27 protein-coding genes are annotated in these 24,702 nt (G+C 64.7%); 10 read left to right on the top strand and 17 right to left on the bottom strand.

Translation table 11 applies throughout. The annotated features are described in order from the left end of the window. Nucleotides 1–111: 111 nt before the first annotated feature. The gene (locus ACPFMJ_RS07575) at nt 112–1,227 is read right to left on the bottom strand and encodes a sterol desaturase family protein (protein WP_424363205.1); all 1,116 of its coding nucleotides are present in this window, start codon (nt 1,225–1,227) and stop codon (nt 112–114) included. Nucleotides 1,228–1,537: 310 nt separating this feature from the next. On the opposite strand from ACPFMJ_RS07575, the gene ACPFMJ_RS07570 reads away from it, so the two are divergent. Then, entirely contained in the window at nt 1,538–2,773 is a 1,236-nt protein-coding gene (locus ACPFMJ_RS07570) for a cell wall hydrolase (protein WP_424363813.1), read from the top strand. Here the strand turns inward: ACPFMJ_RS07570 and ACPFMJ_RS07565 are convergent. The 4 genes from ACPFMJ_RS07565 to ACPFMJ_RS07550 form a co-directional block, all read right to left on the bottom strand. Then, the gene (locus ACPFMJ_RS07565) at nt 2,754–2,906 is read right to left on the bottom strand and encodes a hypothetical protein (RefSeq protein ID WP_424363204.1); all 153 of its coding nucleotides are present in this window, start codon (nt 2,904–2,906) and stop codon (nt 2,754–2,756) included. The genes ACPFMJ_RS07570 and ACPFMJ_RS07565 overlap by 20 nt on opposite strands. A gap of 123 nt (nt 2,907–3,029) precedes the next feature. Continuing rightward, nucleotides 3,030–3,710 (bottom strand): aminotransferase class IV, encoded by a 681-nt coding sequence (locus ACPFMJ_RS07560; protein ID WP_424363203.1) that lies wholly within the window; start codon nt 3,708–3,710, stop codon nt 3,030–3,032. After that, the gene (locus ACPFMJ_RS07555) at nt 3,662–4,843 is read right to left on the bottom strand and encodes an aminodeoxychorismate synthase component I (RefSeq protein ID WP_424363202.1); all 1,182 of its coding nucleotides are present in this window, start codon (nt 4,841–4,843) and stop codon (nt 3,662–3,664) included. The genes ACPFMJ_RS07560 and ACPFMJ_RS07555 overlap by 49 nt, the downstream gene beginning before the upstream one ends. A 233-nt stretch (nt 4,844–5,076) precedes the next feature. Beyond that, nucleotides 5,077–5,979: an outer membrane protein gene (locus ACPFMJ_RS07550; protein WP_424363201.1), complete on the bottom strand. Its 903-nt coding sequence runs from the start codon at nt 5,977–5,979 to the stop codon at nt 5,077–5,079. A gap of 305 nt (nt 5,980–6,284) precedes the next feature. Here ACPFMJ_RS07550 and ACPFMJ_RS07545 point away from each other — a divergent pair, with 305 nt between their 5' ends. Then, complete coding sequence (locus ACPFMJ_RS07545; RefSeq protein WP_424363812.1) at nt 6,285–7,109, top strand: TIGR00282 family metallophosphoesterase; 825 nt, start codon at nt 6,285–6,287, stop codon at nt 7,107–7,109. A gap of 16 nt (nt 7,110–7,125) precedes the next feature. Here ACPFMJ_RS07545 and ACPFMJ_RS07540 read toward each other — a convergent pair whose 3' ends face one another. Next, nucleotides 7,126–7,566 (bottom strand): hypothetical protein, encoded by a 441-nt coding sequence (locus ACPFMJ_RS07540; RefSeq protein ID WP_424363200.1) that lies wholly within the window; start codon nt 7,564–7,566, stop codon nt 7,126–7,128. 250 nt (nt 7,567–7,816) lie between these two features. Between ACPFMJ_RS07540 and ypfJ the strand changes: the two genes are divergently transcribed. Continuing rightward, nucleotides 7,817–8,713, top strand: coding sequence for a KPN_02809 family neutral zinc metallopeptidase (gene ypfJ / locus ACPFMJ_RS07535; RefSeq protein WP_424363199.1), 897 nt, complete (start codon nt 7,817–7,819; stop codon nt 8,711–8,713). A 107-nt stretch (nt 8,714–8,820) separates the two neighbouring features. Here the strand turns inward: ypfJ and ACPFMJ_RS07530 are convergent, their stop codons facing one another. After that, the gene (locus ACPFMJ_RS07530; RefSeq protein ID WP_424363198.1) at nt 8,821–9,336 is read right to left on the bottom strand and encodes a transposase; all 516 of its coding nucleotides are present in this window, start codon (nt 9,334–9,336) and stop codon (nt 8,821–8,823) included. Nucleotides 9,337–9,456: 120 nt separating this feature from the next. On the opposite strand from ACPFMJ_RS07530, the gene ACPFMJ_RS07525 reads away from it, so the two are divergent. From ACPFMJ_RS07525 to ACPFMJ_RS07505, 5 genes are all read left to right on the top strand, one after another. Further along, complete coding sequence (locus ACPFMJ_RS07525; protein ID WP_424363811.1) at nt 9,457–10,989, top strand: NAD(P)H-hydrate dehydratase; 1,533 nt, start codon at nt 9,457–9,459, stop codon at nt 10,987–10,989. 336 nt (nt 10,990–11,325) lie between these two features. Continuing rightward, nucleotides 11,326–13,704, top strand: coding sequence for a SulP family inorganic anion transporter (locus ACPFMJ_RS07520; RefSeq protein WP_424363197.1), 2,379 nt, complete (start codon nt 11,326–11,328; stop codon nt 13,702–13,704). A 278-nt stretch (nt 13,705–13,982) separates the two neighbouring features. Continuing rightward, nucleotides 13,983–14,624: a carbonic anhydrase gene (locus ACPFMJ_RS07515; RefSeq protein ID WP_424363196.1), complete on the top strand. Its 642-nt coding sequence runs from the start codon at nt 13,983–13,985 to the stop codon at nt 14,622–14,624. Between the two features lie 41 nt (nt 14,625–14,665). Beyond that, complete coding sequence (locus ACPFMJ_RS07510; protein WP_424363195.1) at nt 14,666–16,228, top strand: SulP family inorganic anion transporter; 1,563 nt, start codon at nt 14,666–14,668, stop codon at nt 16,226–16,228. A 96-nt stretch (nt 16,229–16,324) separates the two neighbouring features. Then, entirely contained in the window at nt 16,325–16,768 is a 444-nt protein-coding gene (locus ACPFMJ_RS07505; RefSeq protein ID WP_424363194.1) for a hypothetical protein, read from the top strand. Nucleotides 16,769–16,771: 3 nt separating this feature from the next. Here ACPFMJ_RS07505 and ACPFMJ_RS07500 read toward each other — a convergent pair whose 3' ends face one another. Continuing rightward, complete coding sequence (locus tag ACPFMJ_RS07500) at nt 16,772–17,542, bottom strand: glycerophosphodiester phosphodiesterase family protein (RefSeq protein WP_424363193.1); 771 nt, start codon at nt 17,540–17,542, stop codon at nt 16,772–16,774. Further along, the gene (locus tag ACPFMJ_RS07495; RefSeq protein WP_424363192.1) at nt 17,539–18,021 is read right to left on the bottom strand and encodes a RidA family protein; all 483 of its coding nucleotides are present in this window, start codon (nt 18,019–18,021) and stop codon (nt 17,539–17,541) included. The genes ACPFMJ_RS07500 and ACPFMJ_RS07495 overlap by 4 nt, the downstream gene beginning before the upstream one ends. Nucleotides 18,022–18,159: 138 nt before the next feature. On the opposite strand from ACPFMJ_RS07495, the gene ACPFMJ_RS07490 reads away from it, so the two are divergent. Beyond that, nucleotides 18,160–18,978, top strand: coding sequence for a cell envelope integrity EipB family protein (locus tag ACPFMJ_RS07490; protein WP_424363191.1), 819 nt, complete (start codon nt 18,160–18,162; stop codon nt 18,976–18,978). A 113-nt stretch (nt 18,979–19,091) separates the two neighbouring features. Beyond that, nucleotides 19,092–19,892, top strand: a complete 801-nt coding sequence (locus ACPFMJ_RS07485; RefSeq protein ID WP_424363190.1) for a DUF1217 domain-containing protein — start codon at nt 19,092–19,094, stop codon at nt 19,890–19,892. Here the strand turns inward: ACPFMJ_RS07485 and ACPFMJ_RS07480 are convergent. From ACPFMJ_RS07480 to ACPFMJ_RS07445, 8 genes are read right to left on the bottom strand one after another with little or no spacing between them, the layout of a single operon-like run. Beyond that, a complete protein-coding gene (locus ACPFMJ_RS07480; protein ID WP_424363189.1) occupies nt 19,889–20,944 on the bottom strand; it encodes a hypothetical protein in 1,056 nt (351 codons plus the stop codon). The two genes, ACPFMJ_RS07485 and ACPFMJ_RS07480, sit on opposite strands and share 4 nt — an antisense overlap. A 53-nt stretch (nt 20,945–20,997) precedes the next feature. After that, nucleotides 20,998–21,258, bottom strand: a complete 261-nt coding sequence (locus ACPFMJ_RS07475; RefSeq protein ID WP_424363188.1) for a hypothetical protein — start codon at nt 21,256–21,258, stop codon at nt 20,998–21,000. A 12-nt stretch (nt 21,259–21,270) separates the two neighbouring features. Next, the gene (locus tag ACPFMJ_RS07470; RefSeq protein ID WP_424363187.1) at nt 21,271–22,062 is read right to left on the bottom strand and encodes a DODA-type extradiol aromatic ring-opening family dioxygenase; all 792 of its coding nucleotides are present in this window, start codon (nt 22,060–22,062) and stop codon (nt 21,271–21,273) included. 36 nt (nt 22,063–22,098) lie between these two features. Then, nucleotides 22,099–22,884 carry a DUF1614 domain-containing protein gene (locus tag ACPFMJ_RS07465; RefSeq protein WP_424363186.1) on the bottom strand — a complete coding sequence of 262 codons (786 nt, stop codon included), beginning with the start codon at nt 22,882–22,884 and terminating at the stop codon, nt 22,099–22,101. A 33-nt stretch (nt 22,885–22,917) separates the two neighbouring features. Then, nucleotides 22,918–23,244, bottom strand: a complete 327-nt coding sequence (locus tag ACPFMJ_RS07460; protein WP_424363185.1) for a phage tail protein — start codon at nt 23,242–23,244, stop codon at nt 22,918–22,920. Nucleotides 23,245–23,268: 24 nt separating this feature from the next. After that, nucleotides 23,269–23,601, bottom strand: a complete 333-nt coding sequence (locus ACPFMJ_RS07455; protein WP_424363184.1) for a phage tail protein — start codon at nt 23,599–23,601, stop codon at nt 23,269–23,271. 17 nt (nt 23,602–23,618) lie between these two features. Beyond that, nucleotides 23,619–24,092, bottom strand: coding sequence for a hypothetical protein (locus ACPFMJ_RS07450; protein WP_424363183.1), 474 nt, complete (start codon nt 24,090–24,092; stop codon nt 23,619–23,621). Between the two features lie 53 nt (nt 24,093–24,145). Then, the gene (locus tag ACPFMJ_RS07445; protein ID WP_424363182.1) at nt 24,146–24,679 is read right to left on the bottom strand and encodes a restriction endonuclease; all 534 of its coding nucleotides are present in this window, start codon (nt 24,677–24,679) and stop codon (nt 24,146–24,148) included. Between the last annotated feature and the right edge of the window lie 23 nt (nt 24,680–24,702).

Raw genomic sequence — 24,702 nt, 5'->3', positions numbered from 1 at the left:
CCTGTCCCTCCCCCGCTTTCGCGGGAGAGGGAACGCTCGCGAGCCGCATTCGCGATGAGGGCGACAATCTGCCCCCTCTCCCGCATAGCGGGGGAGGGTTGGGAAGGGGGCCTAACCCCGCCGCCTAAACGGATACATGAACTGCGCCCCGTACCCCTCCGGAACCTTCTCCGGCACGCCATAGGCATTCGGCCAGCGCGACGGCGGGAAGTGATAGGTGCCGAAGAGCCGGTCGAGCCAGGGGAAATGGATCGCGAAATTCACGTCGATCGCTTCCTCCTCCAGCCCGTGATGCCAGTGGTGAAAGCGCGGCGTCACGAGGAACTGGCCGAGCAGGTTGAAATCGCCCTTCAGATTGGCGTGCACCAGCGACGAATAGACATAGACGAGCCCGATATAGGTCTGCATCGCCGCGGGCGAGAAGCCGAGCGTCAGCAAGGGCAGGGCGGTCACGCCGCGCAGCAGGGCGATTTCGATGAAATGCATCCGCGCGCCGGCGAGCCAGTCCATCGACGGCGCCGAGTGATGCACCGCATGGAAGCCCCAGAGGAACGGAATGCGGTGGAACGCGCGGTGAAACCAGTATTGGACAAGGTCAGTGAGGAACATCGCCTCGATGAGTTGCAGCGCGAAGGGCTGCGCTCCGACCGCGGCGCGGAACTGGGCGAGCGCGCCGGTCGACGCGTTCACGACCTGCGAGGGCGCCAGCGCAAGGAAGGTCAATAGCTGCACCATCATCGAGCTGACGAGGAAGTAAAAAAGGTCCTCGCGCCATTCGACCCGAAACAGACGTTGTTCGCGCCGATGCGGGAAGAGCCGTTCCAGCGGCGCAAACATCAGTCCCGTCGCCATGAGATTCACGGCGAAGAAATCGACGCCGAAAAAGACGCCCATGCGCGCGGGCGATGGATCGAAGCTCGCAAGGAGGCTCGCCGCCAAAGCGACGACGAGGGCCGAGAAACCGATGGCCTTGCGCGGCCGCAGCATCAGGGAAAGTAGAGCGAGAGCGTAGCCGATGACCAGCAGGAGCTGAACCACGACGTTGAAGACGAGATTACCTTCCGTCGCAGCGAGTTCCGGCGTCGAGAACAACCCCGGCCATCGCGTCGCCACGACGAAGCAGAGCGCCACGCCGGAAAAGAGCAGGCCGAAAAAGCCAGCGAACCACCCCGTGCCAAATCCACGCGTCTCGATCGGCGCCTCGAGATCGCGCGTGAGATTTTTCATGAAGCTGCGCGCCATCGTCTGTCCCCTGGTTTGCTGCGCTTATCCTGGCTAGCTGAACTGCAAATGCCGGCGAGCCGCCGTGCGCGGCCGCACGCAACCAGCGCGGGCGCCTCATTCTGGCACGCCAGCAGCGCCGGCGCTGCAACAGTTCGGCAAGCCTAATGGGCTGATAATCACAATCACGAAATTGTCGCAGTCGGGAGCCGCCTCGGCCCCGCAAATGTCAGCGTGGGATCCAGGCAGGCTTATGCGTCGTCAGTCGAAAGCGCGTTCGGTTTTTGGAGTCAGGGCCCCTTGGGTCCTCAGCGTGATGGCTCCGTGGGCGCTCGGCGTCGGGGTTCTCGTCTCCTTCACCGCGAGCGCGGGGCAGGATGCGACCGGCGACTGGAACGTCTCGCCGCTCACCGCCCGCGCCCGCGCGACGGCGGCTCCCGCCACGTTGCAGCTCGCGTCCTTCGGCGAGATCGCCACCGGCGAGCTCGGCCTTTCCGGCCAGAGCCGGGCGCTGGTGCAAAGCGCGCGGCTGATGGTCGGCGCGCCTGACGATCTGCGCTCCATTCCCGACGAGCGCGAGCCGCATGTCGAACTGAAGCCCGACGTGAAGCACTTCCCGGAAGTGGACCGCACGCATAAGGGCGATCCCATCGTCGCGATGCGGCCGAGCTTCGAGACCCGCGTCATCAATCCGTCCGTCCTTGGCCTCGCAGAGCCCACGCGCCTGACCTTCCGAATTGACGGCAGGAGCGCGTCGCGCACGAGCGTAGCGCTCGCGCCGCGTGGCTCCGTGCCGGGCGACGAGGCCATTTATGAGGCGGAAGAGGCGCGCGCCGAGGCTTTGACGACGACGCAGACGCAGAAGGCGAAAGCCGTCGCCTCGCCGTCGCAAAGCGCGTCGAGCGCCACGACGCGGGCGAACGAGCCGTCGCGCGAACCGACCTATCAGGCGCTGGAAGAACGCGCGCTGCACGGCGCGACGCCGCAAGTGTCGCGCGCCATCGCGCTCGGCTCCTCGACGCCGGCGCAGCCCGACGCGATCCCGATTGAAGTCTCGTCTTTCCCGCGCGCGACGCTCGCCCTCGGCGCGCCCGACAAGAGCGCCCCGCGGCCCGATTACGCCGCGCTCATCGATCGCGACAATATGGATCGCGAGCGGCGTTGCCTCGCGGAGGCGGTCTATTTCGAATCGCGCAGCGAGCCGGAGGCGGGGCAGGCGGCGGTCGCGCAGGTCGTGCTCAATCGCGTGCAGAGCGGACTTTATCCGACGTCGATCTGCGGGGTCGTCTATCAGAACCGCAGCCACTACAAGGCCTGCCAGTTCTCCTTCGCCTGCGAGGGCAAGTCGCTCCGCATCACGGAGCAGGAGTCATGGGCGACGGCGGTGCGTATCGCAAACGAGGTGATGGACGGCCGCACCTATCTCACGGAAGTCGGCCGGTCGACCCACTATCACGCGACCTACGTCAAACCGCGCTGGGCCCGCGCGCTGACGCGCATGGACATGATCGGGCGGCACATTTTCTACCGGCTCAAGCCTGGTCAGACTTGATGTGGAAACGCGCGGCCCTGCGGCGCCGGCCGCCGCCCGTGCGCGCGTAGATTTCAATCCAAAGCCAGATGGCGAGGGCGACCCAGGCGGCTGCGAAGGGATGCGCCGCGGCCATTTGCGTCAAAGCGTGCATGTCGAATTCTCACGCGCTGAAGTTGCAGGCCTAGCTTTGGTCGCGCCCGGTTAAGGAGCGCGTTAAAGCAAAAGGTAAATTTCCAAAAAAATCCTCTACGTTGACGGCGTGGTTAAGGTGAGGCTAACCGATCATCCGCGCCGGCACGAGGCCCCGAACCGAATTGCCGAGATAAAAGTCGGGCGTGAGATCAGCAAAAGCTAATACCCTTTCTTTGGCGCGACCTTGGTGCAACAGCGCCGCACGCAGCGTTCCGGCCAGCAATCCGCAGGAAAGCGGCGGCGTCAGCAGGGTTCCTTCCGCTGGAACGAAGAGATTGCAGCGCGCGCTTTCGCAAAGCTCGCCACGCTCGTTAAGAAACAATACTTCATCTGCGCCTTGCCGCTGCACGGCGCGCGCGAGTTCGTCCTCATAGAGGGCGCGCCGGGTTGTCTTGTGACGCAGCAGGGGATCGGACGAGTTGAATCGACGCTCCGCGAGCGCGACGCGCCAGACGGTTTCGGGCGGAACGGGGTCGATCGGCGTCTTCGTCACGTCAATTGCGCCGTCGCGGGAGAGAACGAGGCGAACGCGCAGCCGCTCGGCGGGAGAGGGGGAAGCGTTCGCGATAGATTGTGAAACAGCGCCTTCGAGCGCCGCCTTCACCTTCCCGGCGTCATGACGAAAACCCAGCGCCGCGCTCGACGCGGCGAGGCGGGCGAGATGCTCGGGGAGCAGGGCGTAGCCCTCCTCCCGGGTCCAGAGCAGGGTCTCGATCAGCCCGAAGTCTTCGTCCCGGTCAGGAAGCGCGCTTTGATCAGACATTCCTCGTACTCTTGAGCGGCGCGCGAATCGGCGACGACGGCCGAGCCGACATTGCAGACGAGTTCGTTGTCGGGGAAGAGCGTCAGCGTGCGGATCGCGACGTTGAAGCGGATGTCGCCGTCAGGCGCGATGAGGCCGAGAGAGCCGCAATAAACGCCGCGCGCCGCGCATTCGAGATCGCGGATGATCTCCATGGCGCGGATCTTCGGGGCGCCCGTCACGGAGCCGCAGGGGAAGAGGCCGGTAAAAAGATCCGCGAGCGTCACGTCGTCCCGCAGCCGCGCCTCGATCCCCGAGGTCATCTGGTGCAGCGTCGGATAGGTCTGGATCGTGAAAAGGTCCGTGACCTTCACCGAGCCGACTTCCGCGAGCCGCGAGAGATCGTTGCGCAGCAGATCGACGATCATGAGATTCTCGGCGCGCGACTTCTCGTCCTCGACGAGATATTGCGCCCGGGCCATGTCCTCGGTCGGCATCACGCCCCGCTGCGCCGTTCCCTTCATCGGCCGCGCGCGAATGTGCCGACCATGCGCCTCGAAAAACACCTCCGGCGAGAGCGAGACGACCGTCTCCTCGCCAAGCGCCACGACGCCGCCATAGGCCACGGGCTGGCGCTTGCGCAGGCCCCGATAGAGAGCGAGCGGGTCGCCGTCGTAGCGGCCATACAGCGGGAAGGTCAGATTGATCTGATAGACGTCGCCCGCGAAGATATAGTCGATACAGGCCCGGAAACGCTCGGCGTATTCGGCTTCCGACCAGGCCGGGGTCAGCGGAATATAGGGCGCGGCGGCCTCCGCCGGGGGAAGGTTCCAGGGCTTGGGCGCCTGGAAGGCGCCGAAAAGCAATAGCGGCGTACGCGCGCGCGGCGTCGTCTGGGCCCAGAATTTCGGCTCGAGCGCATAGCCGAGTTCGTAGCTGGCGTAGCCGGCGAGGTAGAGCCCGCGCTTTGTCGCCGCCTCCATGCGGGCGAAGGCGTCCCGGGCCTCGCTTGGCTCGCGCGCGACGATGATCTCTTCCGGCTCGTCGAAGAGCAACGCCCGGCCGCCCTCGCGTCCGTCCTCGAACACGACATAAGGCCGCGCCGGCGCGTCTGGCCGCGTCGGGGCGAGAGGGCTGGCGTCAGCTTTGGACATGTCTCGGGAGGCTCGTTTCACGGATCCTGTTACATAAGACCAAGGCGCTCGGTTGAATAGCGATCTTGCATGTTCGGCGCCCGCGCCTGTAACGATTCGTTCATATGGGCGGGGCGAGGCTGGGCCGTCAACAGCGGGCGAAGGAAGGCCATTTGGAGCTTGGGCTTCGTCCAACCAACGAAAAAGCCCGGCCGTTCGGGCCGGGCTTCTTGATTTGAGACGATGAGTCCCGATTAGTACTTCGCGACGACCGGAGCCGGAGCGCCCCAGTTGAAGTGATAGTTCAGGCCCGCGCGGACAATGTTGCCGTCATAGCGATGCGACGTCTGGGCGGCGTAGCCGACGAATGGCACGCCCGCGCCATTGAGCTGAACCGCCGCCGAGTTTGTACTGACAGTGCCGAGATCGTAATACAGATACTCGACCTTGGCGGACCAGTTCGGCATGAACATCCATTCGACGCCGCCGCCTGCCGTCCAGCCTACCCGCGTATCGGAAAAGGCCGCGCCGCCGAAGAAAGGCACGAGCGTGAAGGCCACCGGGTCGCGCGTCGAGACATAGGCCGAGTTGAGACTCACACCGCCATAAGCGAGACCGCCCGTGCCGTAGATCAGCAAGGTCGGCATAGCGAGCCAGCCAAGGCGGCCGCGCACCGTGCCGAGATAGTCGAGGTTGCTGCGGACCTGCCCGAAGGTGAAGTAGGAACGCGTGCCGTCGCCCGCGGCGCCGAACGTATTCGACGAATTCGAGCTTCCGGCGATGCCCTGGATGTCGGCCTCAATGCCAACAACGAAGCTGTTGTAGAACTGGTAGTTGTAGCCGATCTGGCCGCCGCCGATGAAGCCGCTGGCGTTCGTGTTGCCAACCGAGTTGGCGGACAGCCCCGCCAGGAATGCGGACGGTTCGGACCCTCCCAGCGCCGGATTGGCGAAGAAGGGAGCGGCGGCGGTCGTGATCGCCGTGCTGTTGGCCCAGGTGCCACCAGCGTTCAGACCGACATAGAAGCCGGTCCACATCGGGGGCGGCGGGGGCGGCGGGGGAAGGACCGGCGGGCCCTTGCGCGAGGGAAGGTCGGCCGCGAGGGCGGCACCAGCGGACACCGCAAGCGCGGCGACCGAAAGAGCGAGTTTCTTCATTGGATAGCCCCTGATTTGAGCTGCGAAAAGTGATCAACAAATCACCCTCTGCGAAGAAACCGCAGTTGGAGTTGCATAGTCAACGCGAACGGGCATGAACAAAGCCGTTTCAAAACCAACTGTGACCTGGCGGCCACAGCTCTGTTAACTTGGGATGTTTCCGGGCCGGCCGGCGCCACGCAAGATGAAAAAGAGCGGGGTCGCCTCGAGGCTCAAAATTCGGCGTTTCCCTCAACCCGCTTTGTTTCCGGCCGCGCCGCGCGCTAATAAGGCGAATGTCCGCTTCTCTATCCACTCAGCAACCCCTGCGCATTCTCTTCATCGGCGACGTGCTCGGCCGCTCCGGCCGGGCGGCGGTGACCCGCTACGTCCCGCGCCTGCGCGAGAAATGGGCGCTCGATTTCATCGTCTGCAACGGCGAGAATTCCGCGGGGGGCTTCGGCATCACGGAGGCCATTTGCGAGGAGATGGTCAACGCGGGCGTCGATTGCGTGACTCTCGGAAATCACGCCTTCGACCAGCGCGAGACGCTCGTCTTCATCGAGCGACAGCCGCGCCTCCTGCGGCCGATCAACTATCCGCCCGGCACGCCGGGCAGGGGAGCCAATCTCTTCACCGCGGCGCGGGGCCAGCAGGTGCTGGTCGTCAATCCGATGGGCCGGGTCTTCATGGACGCGATCGACGATCCCTTCGCGGCGATGGAGAAGGAACTTGGCGCCTGTCCGCTGGGCGTCGCCTGCGACGCCGTCGTCGTCGACATGCATGCGGAAACCTCCAGCGAAAAGATGGCTATGGGCCATTTCGTCGACGGCCGCGCCTCGCTTGTCGTCGGCACGCACACCCATGTCCCCACCGCCGATGCACAGATCCTGCCCGGCGGCACGGCCTATCTCACCGACGCCGGGATGACCGGCGATTACGATTCCGTCATCGGCATGGAAAAGGAAGAGCCCCTGCGCCGCTTCATCCGCAAGACGCCGGGCTCTCGCTACGAGCCGGCCAATGGCGAGGCAACTTTGTGCGGCGTGGCGGTGGAGGTCGGCGGCGACGGGCTCGCGAGCATGATCGCGCCCGTGCGGCTCGGCGGGCGGCTGCGGCAGGAATGGCCGCAGGAATGGGGCGCGCCGTAACGCGCCCTCGCTTTCATCAGCGCAGAAGCACGTAGCCCCGGCGCTCCAGGCAGCGGTCGATGACCAGACGGTAGTCGGAAGCCGCCATCTCCGCCGTGGCCGCGCCCTGGGCGCCCTGCGCGGCGCCCGAAGCGCCCACCATATTGCCGGCGACGTCCGCCGCGCTGCCGCCCGCCCAAAGGCCGTTGGCCGCGCCGAGGCCGGGCACTGGCATGTAACGCGCGACGCTGCCCGCCGCGGCCAGGGCCGCCCCGGCCGCCGCCTGCTGGGCTCCCGCCTGCGCCTGAGCGGCGCCTGCGCGCGCGGCGCTTTCCTGCGGGGCCGCGCGATTCTGGCAGAAGGCGAGATCCTTGGCGTATTTCTTTTCCTTGAAGCCCCTGGCGTCGCGATCGACGAGCGGCTCGTAGATCGAGCCCTGCGCATCCTGCGCCCGGACGGGAGCGGCCGCGGCCAGCAAGAAGGCGAGCGCCAGAACTAAATGTAACGCTTTATCTTTTGAAACCATGTTTTCAGCCCCATGATCGGCCCGGAGCCGGGCCAGAACGGCCTAGCTTGTAAATCTTTTGTTAACGTCCCGGAAGCGCGAGGTTTGTCGCTTCGCCGTTGCGGCGGTTCGCCGGCCGCGTGCGGGCGCCTACACTTCGCGTGCAAGGTCGATTAAATATCGCAGATCAAGCCAAGCTACGGCGCGAGCGGAGCCAGCCAAAATGAAGTGGGAAGATCTACAAACGTCCGAAAACGTCGAGGACCGCCGCGGCGAAGAAGGCGGCGGCATGTTCGGCGGCGGTCCCAGCATGGGCGGCGGCGGCATCGGCCTCGGCACAATGGTGATTCTGGGCATCATCGGCTACGCGCTCGGCATCAATCCCGCTTTGCTTATCGGCGGCGCGGAAATGCTCGGCAAGATGCGCGGCGGCGGACAGGTGGTGCGCGAGGACCGGCCGCGCGAGACCACGCAGCCGACCGATCAGATGGGCCAGTTCGTGGCGAAGGTGCTCGGCTCCAACGAGGAGGTCTGGTCGGCGATTCTGCCGCAGCAGGAAGGCATCCAGTTCAAGGCGCCGCGCCTTGTCCTGTTCGACGGCGCGACTCAATCCCGCTGCGGCGCGGCGCAATCGGCGATGGGGCCGTTCTACTGCCCGCTCGATCAGCGCATCTATCTCGACACGTCCTTCTTCCGCGACATGAAGCAGCGCTTCGGCGGCGGCGGCGATTTCGCCTACGCCTATGTGATTTCGCACGAGATGGGACATCACATCGAGAACCTGCTCGGCATCCTGCCCAAGGTGCAGCGCGCGCAGGCCCGCGCCGGCAGCCGCGCCGAGGCGAACAATCTGTCGGTCCGCGTCGAGCTGATGGCCGACTGCCTCGCCGGCGTTTGGGCCAATAACGGTAACGCCCGCAGCCGCTTCCTCGAAGAAGGCGACATCGAGAAGGCCGTCGCCTCCGCGCAGGCCATCGGCGACGATCGTCTGCAAAAAGCGCAGCGCGGCTATGTCGTACCCGACAGCTTCACGCACGGGTCTTCGGCGCAGCGTACGGAATGGCTGCTGCGCGGCCTGAAGAGCGGCCGCATCGACGACTGCAATACCTTCAATCGGTGATTGACGGCCGTCATTACGAGCGTAGCGAAGCGATCCAGAGCGTCATACGACTCTGGATTGCTTCGTCGCTGCGCTCCTTGCCGTGACGGCTTCCCACCGTATCGAAATCAGAACGTCCGGCGCGCGCTGCTCTTCAACTCTGCGCAGCGCAGGCGCTTCGCCAGCTTCTTCAGATCGCCGCTTTGCGCCGCGCGTAGCGCGTTCTTGCGCGCGATGAGCCCGACCGGCTCGGCCAAATTCGGCGCGAGTCGCGTCACGAGGCTCGACGGCGCCGCGCGCAGGACGAATGCGCGTTCGGCTGCGCCATAGGCGAAGGCGTCGTCCACTTCCTCGATAAAGCCGCGCTCGATGGCGTTCCCGGCGAGCAGCAGCAAGGCCGTCTCCTGGCGCGCAATGTCGAGCGCCTGCGTCAGGCCCTCTTCCTTGCGCATCGCCTCGACGAGCATGCAGCCGGCTTCGTCGGCGATTCTCTCCAGGCCGCTCCCCGGCGCGCCGACGAGCACGGCGTCGGCCACGAGGCCCTGAACGCAGGCCTCGACCAGCGAGGCGAGGCTGCGCGTGATCGCGTCCCGGCGCAGCGGCCGGGCCGGGGCGTCGTAAGCGAGGAGAATGGCTGTCAGCATGTGACGATGCATAGCCGAAACGAATGCGCGACGGAATGCGGCGCCGAATAAACGCGCTTCTGCGCCAATCATAGGCGCCGCCCATTGCGCCAGCCGTCGCCTTCGGCCACCATCGCGCCCATGCCGCTCAGTCCTTTCCCGCTCGAAGTCCTCACCACCGACCAGATGGCCCGCGCCGATCGCATGACGATCGAGAGCGGCGTGCCCGGCATGGAGCTGATGGAAAACGCCGCCGTCGCCCTCGCCCGCGTCGTCAGCCGCATTCTGCAGCGCACGAGCGGGCGTCGCGTGCTCGTCCTTTGCGGACCGGGAAACAATGGCGGCGACGGTTATGTGGCCGCGCGGCTGCTCAGGGCCCAGCGCTACAAGGTTCGCGTCGCCTCGCTCACCCCGCCCGATCAGCTTCGCGGGGACGCGGCGCGCGCGGCGGCGGGCTGGACTGGGACGCTGATTTCCGCGCATGACTGCGACTTCCACGGCGTCGATCTCGTCATAGACGCGCTGTTCGGCACGGGCCTCGCGCGCGATCTCGATCCGGCCGCGCAGGCGCTGGTCAATCGCCTCAATCAATGGCGGCGCGAAACCAAGCAGAGCGTCGTCAGCGTCGATATTCCAAGCGGCGTCGACGGAACCACCGGCGCAATTCGCGGCGCTGCGGTCGAGGCGGACGAAACCGTCACCTTCTTTCGCGTGAAGACGGGCCATCTCCTGCTGCCCGGCCGCACGCGCTGCGGCAAGCTCACCTGCGCCCATATCGGCATCCGGCCGACGACGCTCGAGTCGATGGAGGTGAAGACCTTCGTCAATGCGCCGGAGCTGTGGCTCCCCGCGCTGCCGCGCCCCAAGGTCGAGGGCCACAAATATACGCGAGGTCATGCGCTCGTCGTTTCGGGCGAGGCCTCTTTCACCGGCGCTGCGCGGCTCTCCGCGGCCGCCGCCCTGCGCGCGGGGGCGGGGCTCGTGACGCTTGCGAGCCCCAGAGACGCGCTGCCGGTGAACGCCAGCGCGCTCACTTCCGTCATGGTGCGTCCCGCCGACGGGGCCGAGGGACTCGCCGTCGTGCTCGCCGACGAGCGCAAGAACGCCGTCGCGATCGGTCCCGGCCTCGGCGTTTCGGAACAAAGCTGCCGGCAGGTGGAGGTCGCGCTGACGCCGCAGGCCTATCGCCGCGCCGCCGTGCTCGACGCCGACGCCCTGACGAGTTTCGAGAGCGACCCCTTCCGGCTATGGCGCGCGACGCGCGCGGCGCCCGGGCCGGTGGTGATGACGCCGCACGCTGGAGAATTCGCCCGACTTTTCGCCGAATGCGATGGCGACCGCGCCTTGCGCTCGAAGCTCGACAAGGCCCGCGACGCCGCGCGGGTGAGCGGCGCCGTGGTTCTTTACAAGGGGCCGGACACGGTCGTCGCGGCGCCAGACGGCCGCGCGTCCATTGTGACATGGGCCAGCCCCTGGCTTGCGACCGCCGGGTCGGGCGACGTCCTGACCGGCATCGTCGCCGGCCTCCTCGCGCAGAGGATGGACGGATTTCTCGCCGCTTCCTGCGCCGCCTGGATGCATGCGCGGGCGGCGGAGCTGTTCGGCCCCGGACTGATCGCCGACGACGTTATTGCAACGCTGCCGCAGGTCTGGCGAGAGCTTTGCAGCAGCTGAAAAAACATTTCTGCTTTATGTCCATTTTTTTCCGCGCAATGTCGGATTCTTTGCAATCTGTCACGGTGGCGCCACGAACTTTGCTCCAAATGGATATTTGTGAGGGCCGGAAGGCCAGATAGCTTGTGACCGCTTGAGCTTTTTAGGGTAAGACGAGCGTCGCAGCGAAACACTCCAGAAACATTTTTTCGCTGCCCGCGTTCGAGCCCACGGGAACGCCCCCGCGGAAGCCAGGATGGATTTTGTCTGCGCCGCCCCTCGGTCGGGCAGTCGAATTCGCGCCGCGTTCCCCGACGGAAAGCTCGGAAAGTCCAATTCAAACAGGCGAGATGCTAAATGGACGTCGCTGAACTGAAGATTTCCGCACCGGCGCGGCCCGTGCCGCGGCCACCGTCGCAATCACCGTCGCAGCCCGACACCATCCGCGGCCGCTTCAAACTCTTCATGACTCTGTGGGACAGCCGGTTCGAAGATCTGAAGCCGGCGACATGGGTCCAGACGACCTATCGTGATTTCAGCGCCGGCCTGATCGTCGCGCTGACCGCCATCCCGATGGCCATGGGCTTCTCCATGGCGATGGGCCTGCGCCCTGAGCAGGGCATCATCGCCGGCGCGCTGGCCTGCGTGGTCGGCCGCACCTTCGGCGGCTCGAAGTACCAGGTCTACGGCCCGACCGCGGCCTTCATCCCGGTGATCGCCGGCCTTGTGAAGAAATATGGCGAAGCGGGCGGCGGCACCTTCTCGGAGGCGCACGGCTTCCTGGTGCTCGTTTCCATCATAGCCGGCGTGGTTCTGATGGGCATGGGCCTTTTCGGATTGGGCAAATACGCCAAGCTGGTGCCGAATTCGATCGTCGTCGGCTTCACCGCCGGCATCGCCGTCGCCATCGCCGCGTCCAACATCGAATCCGTGCTGGGTATCCGCGACTTCAGCGAACTCATCGGCGAAAACGCCAACTTCCTGGGCGGCCTGGGGGCGACTGTCTCCACCTTCGTCGACAACCTCCACAAGATCAACCTTTGGGCGGTCGTGCTCGGGCTAATGACTTTCGCCCTGACGAAGATCCTCCTGCGCATCTCGATCTTCATCCCCGCTCCCGCGCTCGCCATCGCCGCCTGCACGGCTCTGGCGGCGACGGTTTTGTCCGATAAGGGCATCGTCGTGGTGCGAGACATCTACGGCACGATCCCGAACAACTTCTTCGTGTTCACGCCGCCCGTCCTGCCGGCGATGAGCGGCGGGGTGCTGTTCGACATCTTCTACTATGTTCTCGCGATCGTCTTCGTGTCGGGCGTCGAGAGCCTTCTGTGCTCGTCGATGGCCGACCGTATGGCTGACAATCGCGGCACGCCCTTCAATCCCGACAAGGAGTTCTGGGGCCAGGGCCTGGTGCAGGTCATCACGCCGATGGTCAATGGCTTCCCCTGCACCGGCGCGCTGGCGCGCACCGCGACCAGCATCAAGGCGGGCGCCATCACGCCGCTCGCCGGCTATTTCAAGGGCTTCCTGAAGCTGTCGCTCGCCTATTTCATCGCCGACTATCTCGAAATGGTCCCGATGGCCTGCATTGGCGGCATCCTGCTCTGGGTCGCCTCCAACATGATCAAGGTCTCGGAGATCAAGGAAGTCCTGAACCATAATCGCTTCCATGCCGGCCTCATGGTCTTCACGGCGGTGATGGTTCCGATGACGGACTTTCTGACGGGCGTCCTGTCGGCGCTGGTCCTCTATTTCGTCGCGCGTCGCTTCCTAGATAAGCCCGTGGAGGCTCGCAAGCCGGTCCTCGCCGGCGCCGGTACGGCGACGCAAGGCGCCGAAATCTATCGGCCGGGCGTGTTCAACAATGTCGCCATTCCTCTGGCGCTCTCCGACGAGGACCAGGACCTTCTGAGCTATGCGGCTTACCTCGCCGATATCGGCGTGATCCGCGATCTGCACTTCGTGCATATTTCGCACGGGCGTCCGACTCCCGAGGTCACGCGCGCCATGGCCGAGAGGGTCGAGCCCTGGTTCCCCAAGGCGAATCGCAACCGCAAAGTCACCTTCGAGGCCGTGGACGACGGCAGCCGCCTCGACGCGCTGGTGCGCTTCACGCTGGCGAGGCATGCGGATCTGATCCTGCTGGGACATCGCAAGACTCGTTCGGGCCAGCGCTCGCTCGCGACGCGCCTCGCCTTGATCACGCATTGCTCGGTATGGATGGCCCCCGAGGGCGCCCGCTCGACGATCTCGAAAGTGTTGTCGCCCATCGACTTCTCTGATCGGTCGGCTGACGCCATCGCGCAGGCGGTCGCCGTCGCCCGCGCTGCGCGCGTTCCGCGCGTGACGGCGCTCCACGTCTATTTCGATCCGAACGTCCTGCGCTACGAAGAGCATGACGCCCTGGTTCGCGGCGAGGAGGAAAGCGTCTTCCGCAAGTTCATCGGCAAGGTCGACACGGATGGCGTCGCCGTCACGCCGAAATATGTCGAGAGCAGCCACGCGGCCGATGCGGTGCTGCGGCAGGCGGAAGAGGAGGGCGCCGATCTCATCGTGCTCGCCACCCGTGGACGCAGCAAGGCGGCCACCATCCTGCTCGGCAGCGTGGCGTCGGAGGTCATTCGCCGCTCTCCCATCCCCGTGCTGGCGGTCAAACACTATGGCGACCGGATGACGATCAAGGACGTCCTGCTCTCGGGCCAGTTCTGGCGGGCGCCCGAAATGCAGTCGAACTGAGTTCCGCTCGCAGGCGCGCCGCGAGGGATGCACCCCCTCGCGGCGCGATTGAGACCCCCCGCCGGGCCCGGCGAAGACGCGGCCTCACCGCCGCCGAGCGCCGGGCCCGGAAATCGTTTCTTCCGCCTCGGGCTTAGGGCGAAGCATCCCTTCGTCGACGGGCGTCGCCGGCCCCTGGCGCGTCATCCGCGGCGGGGAAGAAACTTTTCTCTCTGGCTGCTATGATCCCGCCCAAAATCGGGACGGTGAACGCGCCAATGACCAATCAGCGGGCTCAAATGAAAAGCTACGAAAAGCTCCTCCTCGAGAATAAAGCCTGGGCAGAAGAGAAAAAGCGGCTGGAGCCCGAATATTTCGAAAGCCTCGCCCGGGGCCAGCAGCCCGAATTCCTCTGGATCGGTTGCGCCGACAGCCGCGTCCCGGCGGACATCATCGTCAACGCCGAGCCTGGCTTGATCTTTGCGCACCGCAATATCGCCAATCAGGTGATCGCGACGGACTTCAACTGTCTCAGCGTCGTGCAATATGCCGTGCAAGTGCTGAAGGTGAAGCACATCATCGTCTGTGGTCATTACAACTGTGGTGGCGTGAAGGCCGCACTGTCGAATCAGCGTTCCGATTTCACGCTGCTCAACAAATGGCTGCTACATGTGAAGGACGTCTACCGTCTTCATCGCGAGGAGCTCGACGGCGTCAATTCCTTCGACGAAAAGGCGAATCGGCTCGTGGAGCTCAATGTGATCGAGCAGGTCAACCATCTCTCCTACACCTCGATCGTGCAAACGGCTTGGAAGAACGAGCAGCGGCCGATGGTGCATGGCTGGGTTTATGCGCTGGACGACGGCCTGCTGAAGCAACTCATCACCCTGGGGCCGGACAGCAAGATCGATCCTGTCTATCAACTGGTCGACCCCGCTTGACGAGAGAACGAAACGGACCGACTGAACAGGAGACTTCAGCCGTGCTGCGCAAGCATCTCGATTATTACATACGCCATCTCGATCACGACGTCCCCGCTGGCGTGGTCGTGTTCCTCGTGGCCCTGCCGCTCAGCCTCGGCATCGCCCACGCCTCCGGCGCGCCGCCTCTTTCGGGCATCATCGCCGGGATCGTCGCGGGCCTTGTCGTGTCGATCGTCAGCGGCTCGCAGCTCAGCGTCTCCGGCCCCGCTGCGAGCCTGACGATCATCGCGGGCGCGGTGGACAGGTTCGGGTTTGACGGCGTGCTGCTCGCCGTCACGCTCTCCGGCCTCATCCAGATCGGGCTGGGTTTTGTTCGCGCGGGCGTGATCGCCGCCTACTTCCCCTCGGCGGTCATCAAGGGCATGCTGGCGGCGATCGGCCTCCTGCTCATCATGAAACAACTGCCGCATGCGGTCGGCTACGACGCCGACGCGGACAGCGATCTCTCTTTCCTCGAAGACGACAGCAACACGAAGTTCAGCTTTCTGAGCTCTGCGTTCCAGTCGATCTCGCCCGGCGCCACCGTCGTCGCGCTTGCGTCGCTCGCAATCCTGCTTTTCTGGGAGACCCAGCGAATCCGCGAGCATCGCATCCTTTCGCTCGTGCCAGGTCCGCTCGTCGCGGTGGTTTTCGGCATTCTCTTCAACATTGTCGCCCAGTCCGTGCTCCCCTGGTTCGCCATCGCGCCGCAGCATCTGGTGGCGCTGCCGGAAATTGCGGGTCCCACGCAGTTTTTCGCTGAAATACACCGCCCGGATTTCAGCCTGCTGAGCGACTTCCATCTTTATGTGACGGCGGTGACGATCGCGCTCGTGGGCAGTCTGGAGACGCTGCTGAGCATCGAGGCGGTCGACAAGCTCGACCCTCTCAAGCGAACGGCGCCGACCAATCAGGAACTGAAGGCGCAGGGGCTCGGCAATTTCATCAGCGGCATGATCGGCGGTCTGCCCATCGCGGCGGCGATTGTCCGCAGTTCGGCCAATATCAACGCCGGCGCACATACCAAGGTCGCGAGCCTCGTGCATGGCGCGCTGCTCGTTCTGTCGGTGATGTTCCTGTCTACGATGCTCAACATGATCCCGCTGGCCTGCCTCGCGGCCGTGCTGCTCGTCACCGGCTACAAGCTCGCCCATCCGAAGCTCGTCATGGAGCAATATGAAAGAGGTTTCGCTCAGTTTGCGCCATTCGCCATCACCATCGCGGCCATTCTTCTGACCGATCTACTACGCGGAATGGCGATCGGCATGGCTGGCGGACTCTTCTTCGTCCTGCGCGGCAATTATCATTCAGCTTTCACGCTGACGCGCGACGGCAAGAACTATCTCCTGCGGATGCAGAAGGACGTTTCGTTCCTGCACAAGGCGCCGCTTCGCGACATTCTGGGAAGCGTTGAGGAGGGCAGTTTCCTCGTCATCGACGGCACGCGTGCGAGCTTCATGGACCAGGACATCATGGAGACGCTCGAGGACTTCATCAAAGCCGCGAGCGACAACAACATCCATGTCGAGTTGAAAAATGTGAAGGGCAGGGCGCCTGCGAACGGGAATCTCGTGCCCGCCTGATGCGAGTCGCGGCGGCGAGGCTTCCTTGCCGCCGCTTTTCATGCGTGTTAGCGTCAAGCTGTTGGCTTTCAACGAAATTTTTTTGGGAGCGTGGCCATGCGTGTCTCTCCTTTTCCGATCAAGGCAGGCGCCTTCGTCTCCTTTTTTCTTGCTGGAGCGAATGCCGCCTTTGCGCTTTGCGCGACCAGTCCCATGAGCGGCGATTGGGTCTCCGTCAACGGCGCGACGCGCGGCTTGACGCGGGCGGAAGTTGACGTTGGCTGCTGCGATCAGGTCCAGAACGGCCGTCCCGTCTGCTCGCCCCCGGACAGCGTGCGGCTCTTCGGCAAATGCCATCCAACCGACTGCGACTGGGGCGTGCGAACCGGCGCCTTTCAGACCGCCGACGGACTGCGGCTCACCTATCGCCAGAGCTTCGCGACGCGCACGGTTCGCATCAACTCTTTGGCGAACGGCAATCTGAGAGTGCGCGTCTTCACCGACTTCGCCGATCCTCGCCGCGCCGACTTCAATATGACGGAGATCATGCGGCCGGAGTGAGCGTCAAGACGGCGCGAAGCCTTCGAAGACGATCTGATCCGCCCATTGTCTCGCGGCAGCTTCTTGCGCCGCGCCCCGCACGGTCCAGACCGTGACGGGGATGCGCAGGCCCTCCCGTGCGAGGAAGGGAATGGCGTGCGGCAAATCGGCGACGCTCCACGATAGAAAATCGGGCCGCGTCGTCGGATAGTGCAGGAAATGCGTCATCTCGCTGCGCTGCGCGGGCGACAGCATCGACCAATAGGGATCGTCGTAGGTCGCTTCGCCCACCATGCCGAGCGGGAGATGCGCCACGCCAAGCGCCTGCGCCTCCGCGCGCAAATAGGCGATGGGCGCGGGATCGAAGCTCTCGATGACGACGGGGCCGTTATAGCGCGCGAGCGTTTCGGCCACGCGCCGCGCCGGCTTCAGGTCGCCGTCGAAACTGCTCTTGAGCTCCACGACCAGCGGCGTTCTTCCGTCGATGGCGGCGAGAAAGGCGTCGAATGTCGGGATGGTCTCGCCCGCGCCTTTCAGCCTGGTCGCAGCGAGCGTCGCGGCGTCGAAATCCGCCACCCTTCCTTGAATATGCGTCAATCTTTCGAGCGTCTCATCATGGAAAACGACGAGGTCGCCGTCGCGCGTCGCCTGCACGTCGCACTCGATGGCGTAACCCGCGGCGATGGCGGCATGGGCGGCGCCGATCGAGTTTTCGACGACGCCGCGCGAGACGTCATGCAGGCCGCGATGCGCGATCGGCCGCGCCGTCAGCCAATCGAGACTGCGCTCGTTCAATCGATAATCTCGAATATGCCCTCGACCTCCACGGCGGCGTCCAGCGGAAGCTGCGCGACGCCGACGGCGAAGCGCGCATGCTTGCCGTTCTCGCCGAGCACGGCGGCGAAGAGATCGGAGGCTCCGTTCACCACCTGCGGCACTGGTCCGAAATCGGGCGCGCAGTTCACATAGCCGCCGATGCGAACGGCTTTGAGCCTTGCAAGATCGCCGACTGCGGCGTTCGCCTGCGCCAGCACGTTCAGCGCCGCCTGGCGCGCCGCCGCCTGTCCATCCTCGAGCGACACGCCCGCGCCGAGCTTGCCCTTATGCGCCGCGTCGACGCCGCCGGGGCCGACCGGAAGCTGGCCGGAGACGAAAAGCAAATTGCCTGTCCGAACATAAGGCACGTAATTCGCGACCGGGGCGGCCGCCTGCGGCAGAGCGAGTCCAAGGGCCGCAAGCCGCGCCGCCGGCGTCTCATTCGTCGAATTGGACATATATTTTCCCTCTTGGGGCATTCCCGTGGCCTTGGCGCGGACTGCGCAGAAAACATTTGCCCCAGTGCGGAGCTGACCCTAATTTCAGCCCTCCCGCGACGCAATGGCGGCGCAGCTCCTTCCAGGTGATTCCGTCTCATGACTTTTACGCGCGCGCTCTTCGCCGTCGCTTTCGTCGCGAGCCTTCCGCTGACCCAGGCCAGGGCGGAGGCGCCGCCGCTGGCTTCCCACCGCGCCGTTTATGAACTCACGCTGGACAAGGCCACGGGCTCGAAGGCCCCGGCGCAGGCGCGGGGCCGCATCGTCTTCGACTTTTCCGCCTCCTGCGATGGCTATGTCCAGAATTTCCGCCAGATCACGGAGCTTCAGCCCGCCGAGGGCGCGACGAAGCTCTCGGACATGCTGTCCGCGACATTCGAAGCGCTGGACGCTTCGAATTATCGCTTCAAGGTCGAGACGAAGGTCGATAACGCCTCCGCCGAGGCTGTCGACGGTAAGGCGCAAAAGGCCAAGGACGGGCGCCTTGCGGTGGATCTGTCGCGCCCCAAGCGCACGCATCTCGACATTGACGGACCAGCGCTTTTTCCGAGCGAGCATCTTCGCCACATCGTCGAGGCCGCGCGCAAGGAGGAGGCCCTTCTGGAGGCCCGCGTCTATGACGGCACGGGCGAGGGCGACAAGGTTTTCGATACGCTGACGGTCATCGGCAAGGCGATCGAGACGCCTGCGACCGAGAAGGCTGCGCAGGCCGACGCGCTCAAGGGCGTGAAGCGCTGGCGGGTCGCCGTCTCCTATTTCGAGCCGGGCAAGCGCGACGGTCAGCCGATCTACATTCTGTCTTTCGACCTTTACGAAAACGGCGTCTCACGCGCGCTCAAGCTCGATTACGGCGATTTCGTCCTCAAGGGCGACATGAAGGAACTCACAATCCAGCCCGCCGCGTCCTGCAAGAAATAACTCCTTAATGTCGACGCGTGGATCGTTGCGCCTTCGGGGCGGCTCGCATGTAGCCTGCCCTTCCTTCGAGCGCATCGGCCAGAGGCAATGCGCTCCAGCTATCCGGGCGCCAGATGACGACGATCGGCTCTTATCTTTCGGTCGCGAACGACCTCGCCAGATGGCGCGCCATCGCCGCAAAGGCGCCCGACGTCTCGGCGGAGACAGCCTATTTTCGGGCGAAAATCTCGCAGGCGACGTCGGTCGACGCTCTCCTGAAGGACAGGCGCCTCTTCAACTACGCCATGAAAGCCTTCGGGCTGGGAGACAAGAGCTACGCGCTCGGGCTGATGCGCAAGGTCCTGGAACAGGGCGTCGACAATCCCAATGCGCTGGCGAATACGCTGCGCAATCCCAATATCCTCGCATTCGCCAGGGCCTTCGACTATGCGGGCAAGGGCGTGGCTGCCGTCTCGGCGAGCCTCGCGGAAACCGTCACGGGCAAATTTGTCGAGCAGGCCATGCAGGCGGCGCAGGGCAGGCAGAATCCGGGCGTCGAACTCGCGCTCTATTTTCGCGAACATGCGCCGCAACTCACCAGCATTTACGGCGTGCTCGCCGATAAGAAGCTGCTGGAGGTCGTTCAGACCGCACTCGACATTTCGCCAAAAACCTCGGCGCAACCCGTCGATACGCAAGCGCGCTTGTTGAAGGCCAAGCTGGATATCGACGGCTTCAAGGACGAAAAGAAGCTCTCCTCGTTCATCGCGCGTTTTTCGGCGATGTACGACATGCAGAACAACGGCGCGACGCCCGCCGCCGTCACGAACGCCAATGCCATTCTCTACGGCGCATCCCTCATCGGCTCGGATGGCCCGGTCGGCGTCGATCTGTCCTTGATCCTGCGACGGCAGGCGGCTCTACGGGGTTTTTAGAGACATCTCCTGACGAAATCGCGCAGGCGCGCGCGCAAGGATGCGTCTCGCCAGAAGATGACGCCGTGAATGGCCAGCGTCTGCGCTTCGAACGGCGCGCGGGCGGGCGCTTCGAGCACGCCCTTGTTCGCCGGCAGGCGCATCAGGTCGTCTTCGTTTTCCGGCATCGCGATTTCGACTTCGCCGTCCGCTGGAAGGTCGCCCACGACATAATGCAGCAGCATGAGATTGCGCACAATGTCCTGCATCTGCGAGCGCGGCGTCTTGCGCACTGAGCGGTCCGCCGCGCGGATGCTGTAGACGCCGCTCGCATCGGTCGATTGCAGCATCAGGGCGACCAGCGAGCCTTCGCCGGGCCAGAAGCTCGTTCCCCCGCGTGCGATCTCGAGAAACGGCCCGTCGAAGACGCGTGACGAGAGATCGCGCAGAACACAGGGGCCGAGGACGAAGGTTTGCGTCGCATCGACATAATCGAAACGCGGCGCCTGCTCCTGTCTTGGCTCAGGCGCGGGGACGCGAGCGTGAAGCTGGGTGAGCAGGGCGCGCGTCACGCGGCCCGCCGCCTCGGTGGAAAGATGGTTTTCATCCTGAAAGTGCGACGCCGCGAGACCTTCTGGAAAGATGTCGCGCAGCCACAGGCCCGCGACGCCTCGACGACGCGCGGCCGTCTCGTAGAGCTTCTTGATGCGCTCAATGGCTCTTTGCTGCTTGCGGCCGTCGCGAGGGCGCGGCTCGAGATTGAGGTAGAGGAGGCCGACACCCTTGCGCGCGCAGAAATCCGTCACCGCTTCGAGCGCGTCGGCGATAAGCGCGGGCCGCAAAACGCCGGCTTCGAGCAGCAGAATGTCATTGAGGCAGTATTCGAAGACGATGAGATCGGGCAGAGGCGCTGTTTCACGCTCCAGCTTCATCAGCGCCATCAGCCCGTAAAGCGACCCCACCGCGCCGAGAAACCGGTTGTCGACGCGATGCCCCGCCGCCAATTCAGCGAACTGCGCGGCCCAACCATCCCGCACGCCGGCGTTGGAGCCTCCCAGCAGGAGAATATGCAAGCCGGAAACCTCCGAGTCCAAGCAGTCAGGCGGCAATCTCTATCAGCAAGAAGTCAGCGATTGGTTTCGCTTCTGGCGGCGCCGGCGTTCACGCCAAAATAGAAACCGCTCCAACCCGTCGCGGGCGTCTTTTCGGGCGCCTCTATCGGTGCGATCGCCTTGCCGGGGAGCAGGGGATTTGCTGTCTTTTTCGGTGTTCTTGCAGCGGGCGCAAGGGGCCGGCTCGCTGCTTGCGTCACGAGCGGGCCGAAAGCCAGAGCGGCGACAGCGAGGCGAATGAGCGAAATGCTTCCCATGTGCAACCGTAAATCCATGATCGGACGCTTCTAGCCGAAGCGGTAGCTCGATGCGGTCACGCCGCCGAACAGGCCCGCGTCATGATAGACGCGCGTCGCCGGCGCGTCCTCGGCGGCGCCAAGGGCGACGAAGAGCGGCGCGAGATGGTCTTCTCTAGGATGACAGAGGCGCGCATATGGCGCCGCCTCCCAGCCGATCACCTTCTCCCGGCGTCGCTCCGGCGCGTCCGCCATGGCTTCCGCCAGCCATTGGTCGAAGGCCTCGGAGGGCTCCCGCGCGGCCGGACCGAAGCGCTGCAGATTGTGGTAGCTGAGCCCGGACCCGACGATGAGGATCCCCTCGTCGCGTAGGGGCGCGAGCGCTCGGCCTGCGGCCATATGGGTGGCGGGATCATAGCCCGACTGAAGCGAGAGCTGGAAGACGGGGACATCGGCCGCCGGATAGATGACGAACAGCGGCGCGAAGGCGCCGTGATCGAAGCCGCGGGTCTCGTCGAGGCGCGTCGGGAGGCCGGCCTCGCGGATCAGCGCCGCCGCGCGGGCGGCGAGTTCCGGCGCGCCGGGGGCGGGGTAGACGATCTCGTAGGTCTCCGGCGGAAAGCCGAAATAGTCATAGACCATGGGCGGGCGCGGGGCCGACATTGCGGCGAATGACGCGTCTTCCCAATGGCCGGAGACCACCAGCACGGCTCGCGGCGTTTCGCCGATCTCGTCCGGCATGCGCGCGAGCGACGCTTCGAGATTGACGAAGCGGCGACGCCAGTCGGGGAGCCAGGGCCAGGGCCCGCCGCCATGGGAGATGAAGTAGGTCGGCAGACGCAAGCGCTTCCCTTTGATTTTCGGCTTACGTCTTTCCTATCACGATGCGCCGTAAGTTTCCGCTCTCTGCGCGCGCCCGCCGATCAGGCTCGCAAGCAGCACGGAGAGAACCCCGGTCATGAAGATGCCGTCGAACGTGCCGGCCCCGCCGATGGAGAGCACCGGCGTGCCGAGGCCCCGCAATTTGTCGAAATTCATGAGGTCGGCGCCGATGAGCACGCCCAAACTCCCGCCCGCATAGGCGAGGGGGGCGAGGTTTCGCCACGAAATGACGGCGGCGATGATTGTCGCCGCAAGCGGACCGACGAAAATCGGCACGGCGATGCCGATGCCGCGCACGGGCTCGGCGAAGGCGTAGGTGATCGCGGCGACGCAGGCGGCCGCGATCAGGCCGCGCAGCCAGAGGGCGTTTCTCGACAGAAGGAAGAAAGAAAGCAGCGTCGGGATCACGGCGCCGCCGACATTCACGGCGAGGACAACCTCGGGCTGCGACAATTGCGGAACGACATAGGGAATGCCGAAATAGACGATCTCGCGTTCGCTGACGAAGGGCTCGCTCCCGAGCGTCGCAATCGGAATATTCACATAGCTGCCGAGCAGCGACGCGATGAGCAGGAAAACTGCGGTCTGCGAGCTGACGCCAAGCTGCGTATAGGCGTATTGCAGAATGCGAAGCTGGATGAGAAGCACCAGAAGCGCGAGGGCGCCAGCGAGCAGAAAAAAGATCGGCGGAGCCACCGGCAGATATTGCGCGTCGCCCAGGTGCATCCTGCTCTCCTCTCCGGCCTTCGGCTGGAAGATGGAGCGGCCGACGCGACTTTCCACGAGGCGGGCTCGGGCGGTTGGCTGGAAACAACTTTAATTCCGCGAGGGGAAGATTCCCTGCAGAGCGATGCACGAGACGAGGACGGCGCCTGTCGTCAGGGTCGTCTTGGCTTTCAGGTTCGGCAACGCGAAGGTTGTCTGGCCGTTGCCGCCATAGGTCGTGCCCAGCAGCGCAAAAAGCGCGGTGTTCTGACTGATCGGCATCAGCTGGCCGTCCGTCGCCGCCCAGCCCCGCGGGCAGAAATTATAAGGGAAGGTCGCGATTTGTCCGAGAAAGGGCTCGCTCTGCCCCAGCGCGAGCGGCGCCGGGAAGCTGGCGGCGCCGGAGAGGACAAGGAAGACCGTCAGATATTTGCGCATGATTTTCGCATTCCTTGTCGCGCGCTAGAAGCGCGATGGAAAGACGCCTTGCAGCGAGACGCATTGGATAAGCGTCGCGCCGGTCGTGAGCGTCACGGCGGTTTTGGCGTTTGGCAGCGCAAATGTCGTGACGCCGTCGCCGCCATATTGCGTGCCGAGAAGATTGAAGAGCGCGTCGTTTTGCGCGATCGGCAGGAGTTGCCCATTGGCTTCCGCCCAACCCAGCGGGCAGAAATTAAAGGCGAAGGTCGCGACGTCGCCCAAGAACAACTGTGCTTGCGCCCCGGTCGTCGTCTGCGCCAGGACGCCGCCGGAAACAGCGAGCGCGATCAGAGATTTCCGCGTGGTCTGCTTCATATCCCAACTCAGTTGTTTCAGGTCACGGCGTCGAGGATGAGGACGATCGGAAGCGAGCAATTCGGAAAACCGATTGTGAAGCTGACCGTCAGTTGCTTCGCCGTCGCGTTGTAGGACTCGGCATAATTGCTGAATGCGGGATTCTTGATCGTGTCATTGACATTGGGGAGTTGCTTGAAGCGGATGTTGCCGGAGGTCGCGGTTGAAAAATTCAGAACCGCCTGGCCGCTGACGTCATAGGCGACATTCAGCGTGGCGGTTTTGACGATGACTTCCGGGAGAGAGACCACCGCTTTCGTTCCGGCGGCGGGCGCCGAGGCGAAATTGCGCTGGAACGTCGCGAAGCCGCGGTCGGCGTAGCAGGATGCGCCCAAGGAGCGCTGAGCTTGCCCGCCGATGAGCTGGTTCGGCAGCGTCTGCGCGGCCGCGCCTGCGGGAAGCGCACAGACGGCAAGGCCCGCGAAGGCGGCCAGAACGCAATGTTTGAGCATAGCAATTTTTCCAAAATGCCGAGACCCGACTGAACGCCCGCGCGCCTTTCCGGTCAAGTAGCCGCCCGCGCCAACAACCGGTCGATGCGATGCAATTGCGAATGATGCAATAGAAGAACATTGTTCGACGCCGCGAGCGCTTCGGCGGCGGGCGTGTAGCCGACAGTCGTCACCACGACGCCGCGCTGCGCGTCGACATGCGCGATGCCGGCGACGATCTCCTGAACGGCGCGGTTGCCGACGGGCTTTGAATACATCTTGCACTGGACGACGATGCGCAGGCCGCGCTTCTCGGCCACGATGTCGACGCCCTGGTCGCCGCTCGCGGGCGTGACGTTCGCGCGCCACTTCGCCTGGCGAAGCAGGGCCGCGCAATAATGCTCGAACTCCTCCGGGCTCATGTCGTCCCGAAATTGCGGCTCCGCGATCTGCTCATAGACGAGCACGGCGAGATGGAGAACGCCGAAGAACGCCAGGCCCATGAAGAAGAGGCCCGCCATGCGCGGCCAGAAGAACCCGGCGAGGGCGGTGAAGGCGAAAATCGCGACGACCCAGCCTGCGACGCCGCGATTGCTCTGTTGCGTCATTGTTTGAAAGACGACAGTTTCGA

This window comes from Methylocystis parvus (assembly GCF_049675845.1).
GTDB lineage: Bacteria > Pseudomonadota > Alphaproteobacteria > Rhizobiales > Beijerinckiaceae > Methylocystis > Methylocystis parvus_A.
The sequence above is the reverse complement of the archived record's forward strand: the minus strand, read 5'-3'. Positions and strand labels throughout refer to the sequence as shown.

Excerpts from the sequence above, each read along its gene's own strand:
- ACPFMJ_RS07445 (WP_424363182.1), bottom strand. The coding sequence starts at position 24,679 with ATGACGCAACAGAGCAATCGCGGCGTCGCAGGCTGGGTCGTCGCGATT.
- ACPFMJ_RS07475 (WP_424363188.1), bottom strand. The coding sequence starts at position 21,258 with ATGGATTTACGGTTGCACATGGGAAGCATTTCGCTCATTCGCCTCGCT.
- ACPFMJ_RS07515 (WP_424363196.1), top strand. The coding sequence starts at position 13,983 with ATGAAAAGCTACGAAAAGCTCCTCCTCGAGAATAAAGCCTGGGCAGAA.
- ACPFMJ_RS07530 (WP_424363198.1), bottom strand. The coding sequence starts at position 9,336 with ATGCTGACAGCCATTCTCCTCGCTTACGACGCCCCGGCCCGGCCGCTG.
- ACPFMJ_RS07525 (WP_424363811.1), top strand. The coding sequence starts at position 9,457 with ATGCCGCTCAGTCCTTTCCCGCTCGAAGTCCTCACCACCGACCAGATG.
- ACPFMJ_RS07520 (WP_424363197.1), top strand. The coding sequence starts at position 11,326 with ATGGACGTCGCTGAACTGAAGATTTCCGCACCGGCGCGGCCCGTGCCG.
- ACPFMJ_RS07565 (WP_424363204.1), bottom strand. The coding sequence starts at position 2,906 with ATGCACGCTTTGACGCAAATGGCCGCGGCGCATCCCTTCGCAGCCGCC.
- ACPFMJ_RS07560 (WP_424363203.1), bottom strand. The coding sequence starts at position 3,710 with ATGTCTGATCAAAGCGCGCTTCCTGACCGGGACGAAGACTTCGGGCTG.
- ACPFMJ_RS07450 (WP_424363183.1), bottom strand. The coding sequence starts at position 24,092 with ATGCTCAAACATTGCGTTCTGGCCGCCTTCGCGGGCCTTGCCGTCTGT.
- ACPFMJ_RS07455 (WP_424363184.1), bottom strand. The coding sequence starts at position 23,601 with ATGAAGCAGACCACGCGGAAATCTCTGATCGCGCTCGCTGTTTCCGGC.
- ACPFMJ_RS07505 (WP_424363194.1), top strand. The coding sequence starts at position 16,325 with ATGCGTGTCTCTCCTTTTCCGATCAAGGCAGGCGCCTTCGTCTCCTTT.
- ACPFMJ_RS07485 (WP_424363190.1), top strand. The coding sequence starts at position 19,092 with ATGACGACGATCGGCTCTTATCTTTCGGTCGCGAACGACCTCGCCAGA.
- ACPFMJ_RS07575 (WP_424363205.1), bottom strand. The coding sequence starts at position 1,227 with ATGAAAAATCTCACGCGCGATCTCGAGGCGCCGATCGAGACGCGTGGA.
- ACPFMJ_RS07570 (WP_424363813.1), top strand. The coding sequence starts at position 1,538 with ATGGCTCCGTGGGCGCTCGGCGTCGGGGTTCTCGTCTCCTTCACCGCG.
- ACPFMJ_RS07495 (WP_424363192.1), bottom strand. The coding sequence starts at position 18,021 with ATGTCCAATTCGACGAATGAGACGCCGGCGGCGCGGCTTGCGGCCCTT.
- ypfJ (WP_424363199.1), top strand. The coding sequence starts at position 7,817 with ATGAAGTGGGAAGATCTACAAACGTCCGAAAACGTCGAGGACCGCCGC.
- ACPFMJ_RS07555 (WP_424363202.1), bottom strand. The coding sequence starts at position 4,843 with ATGTCCAAAGCTGACGCCAGCCCTCTCGCCCCGACGCGGCCAGACGCG.
- ACPFMJ_RS07550 (WP_424363201.1), bottom strand. The coding sequence starts at position 5,979 with ATGAAGAAACTCGCTCTTTCGGTCGCCGCGCTTGCGGTGTCCGCTGGT.
- ACPFMJ_RS07490 (WP_424363191.1), top strand. The coding sequence starts at position 18,160 with ATGACTTTTACGCGCGCGCTCTTCGCCGTCGCTTTCGTCGCGAGCCTT.
- ACPFMJ_RS07460 (WP_424363185.1), bottom strand. The coding sequence starts at position 23,244 with ATGCGCAAATATCTGACGGTCTTCCTTGTCCTCTCCGGCGCCGCCAGC.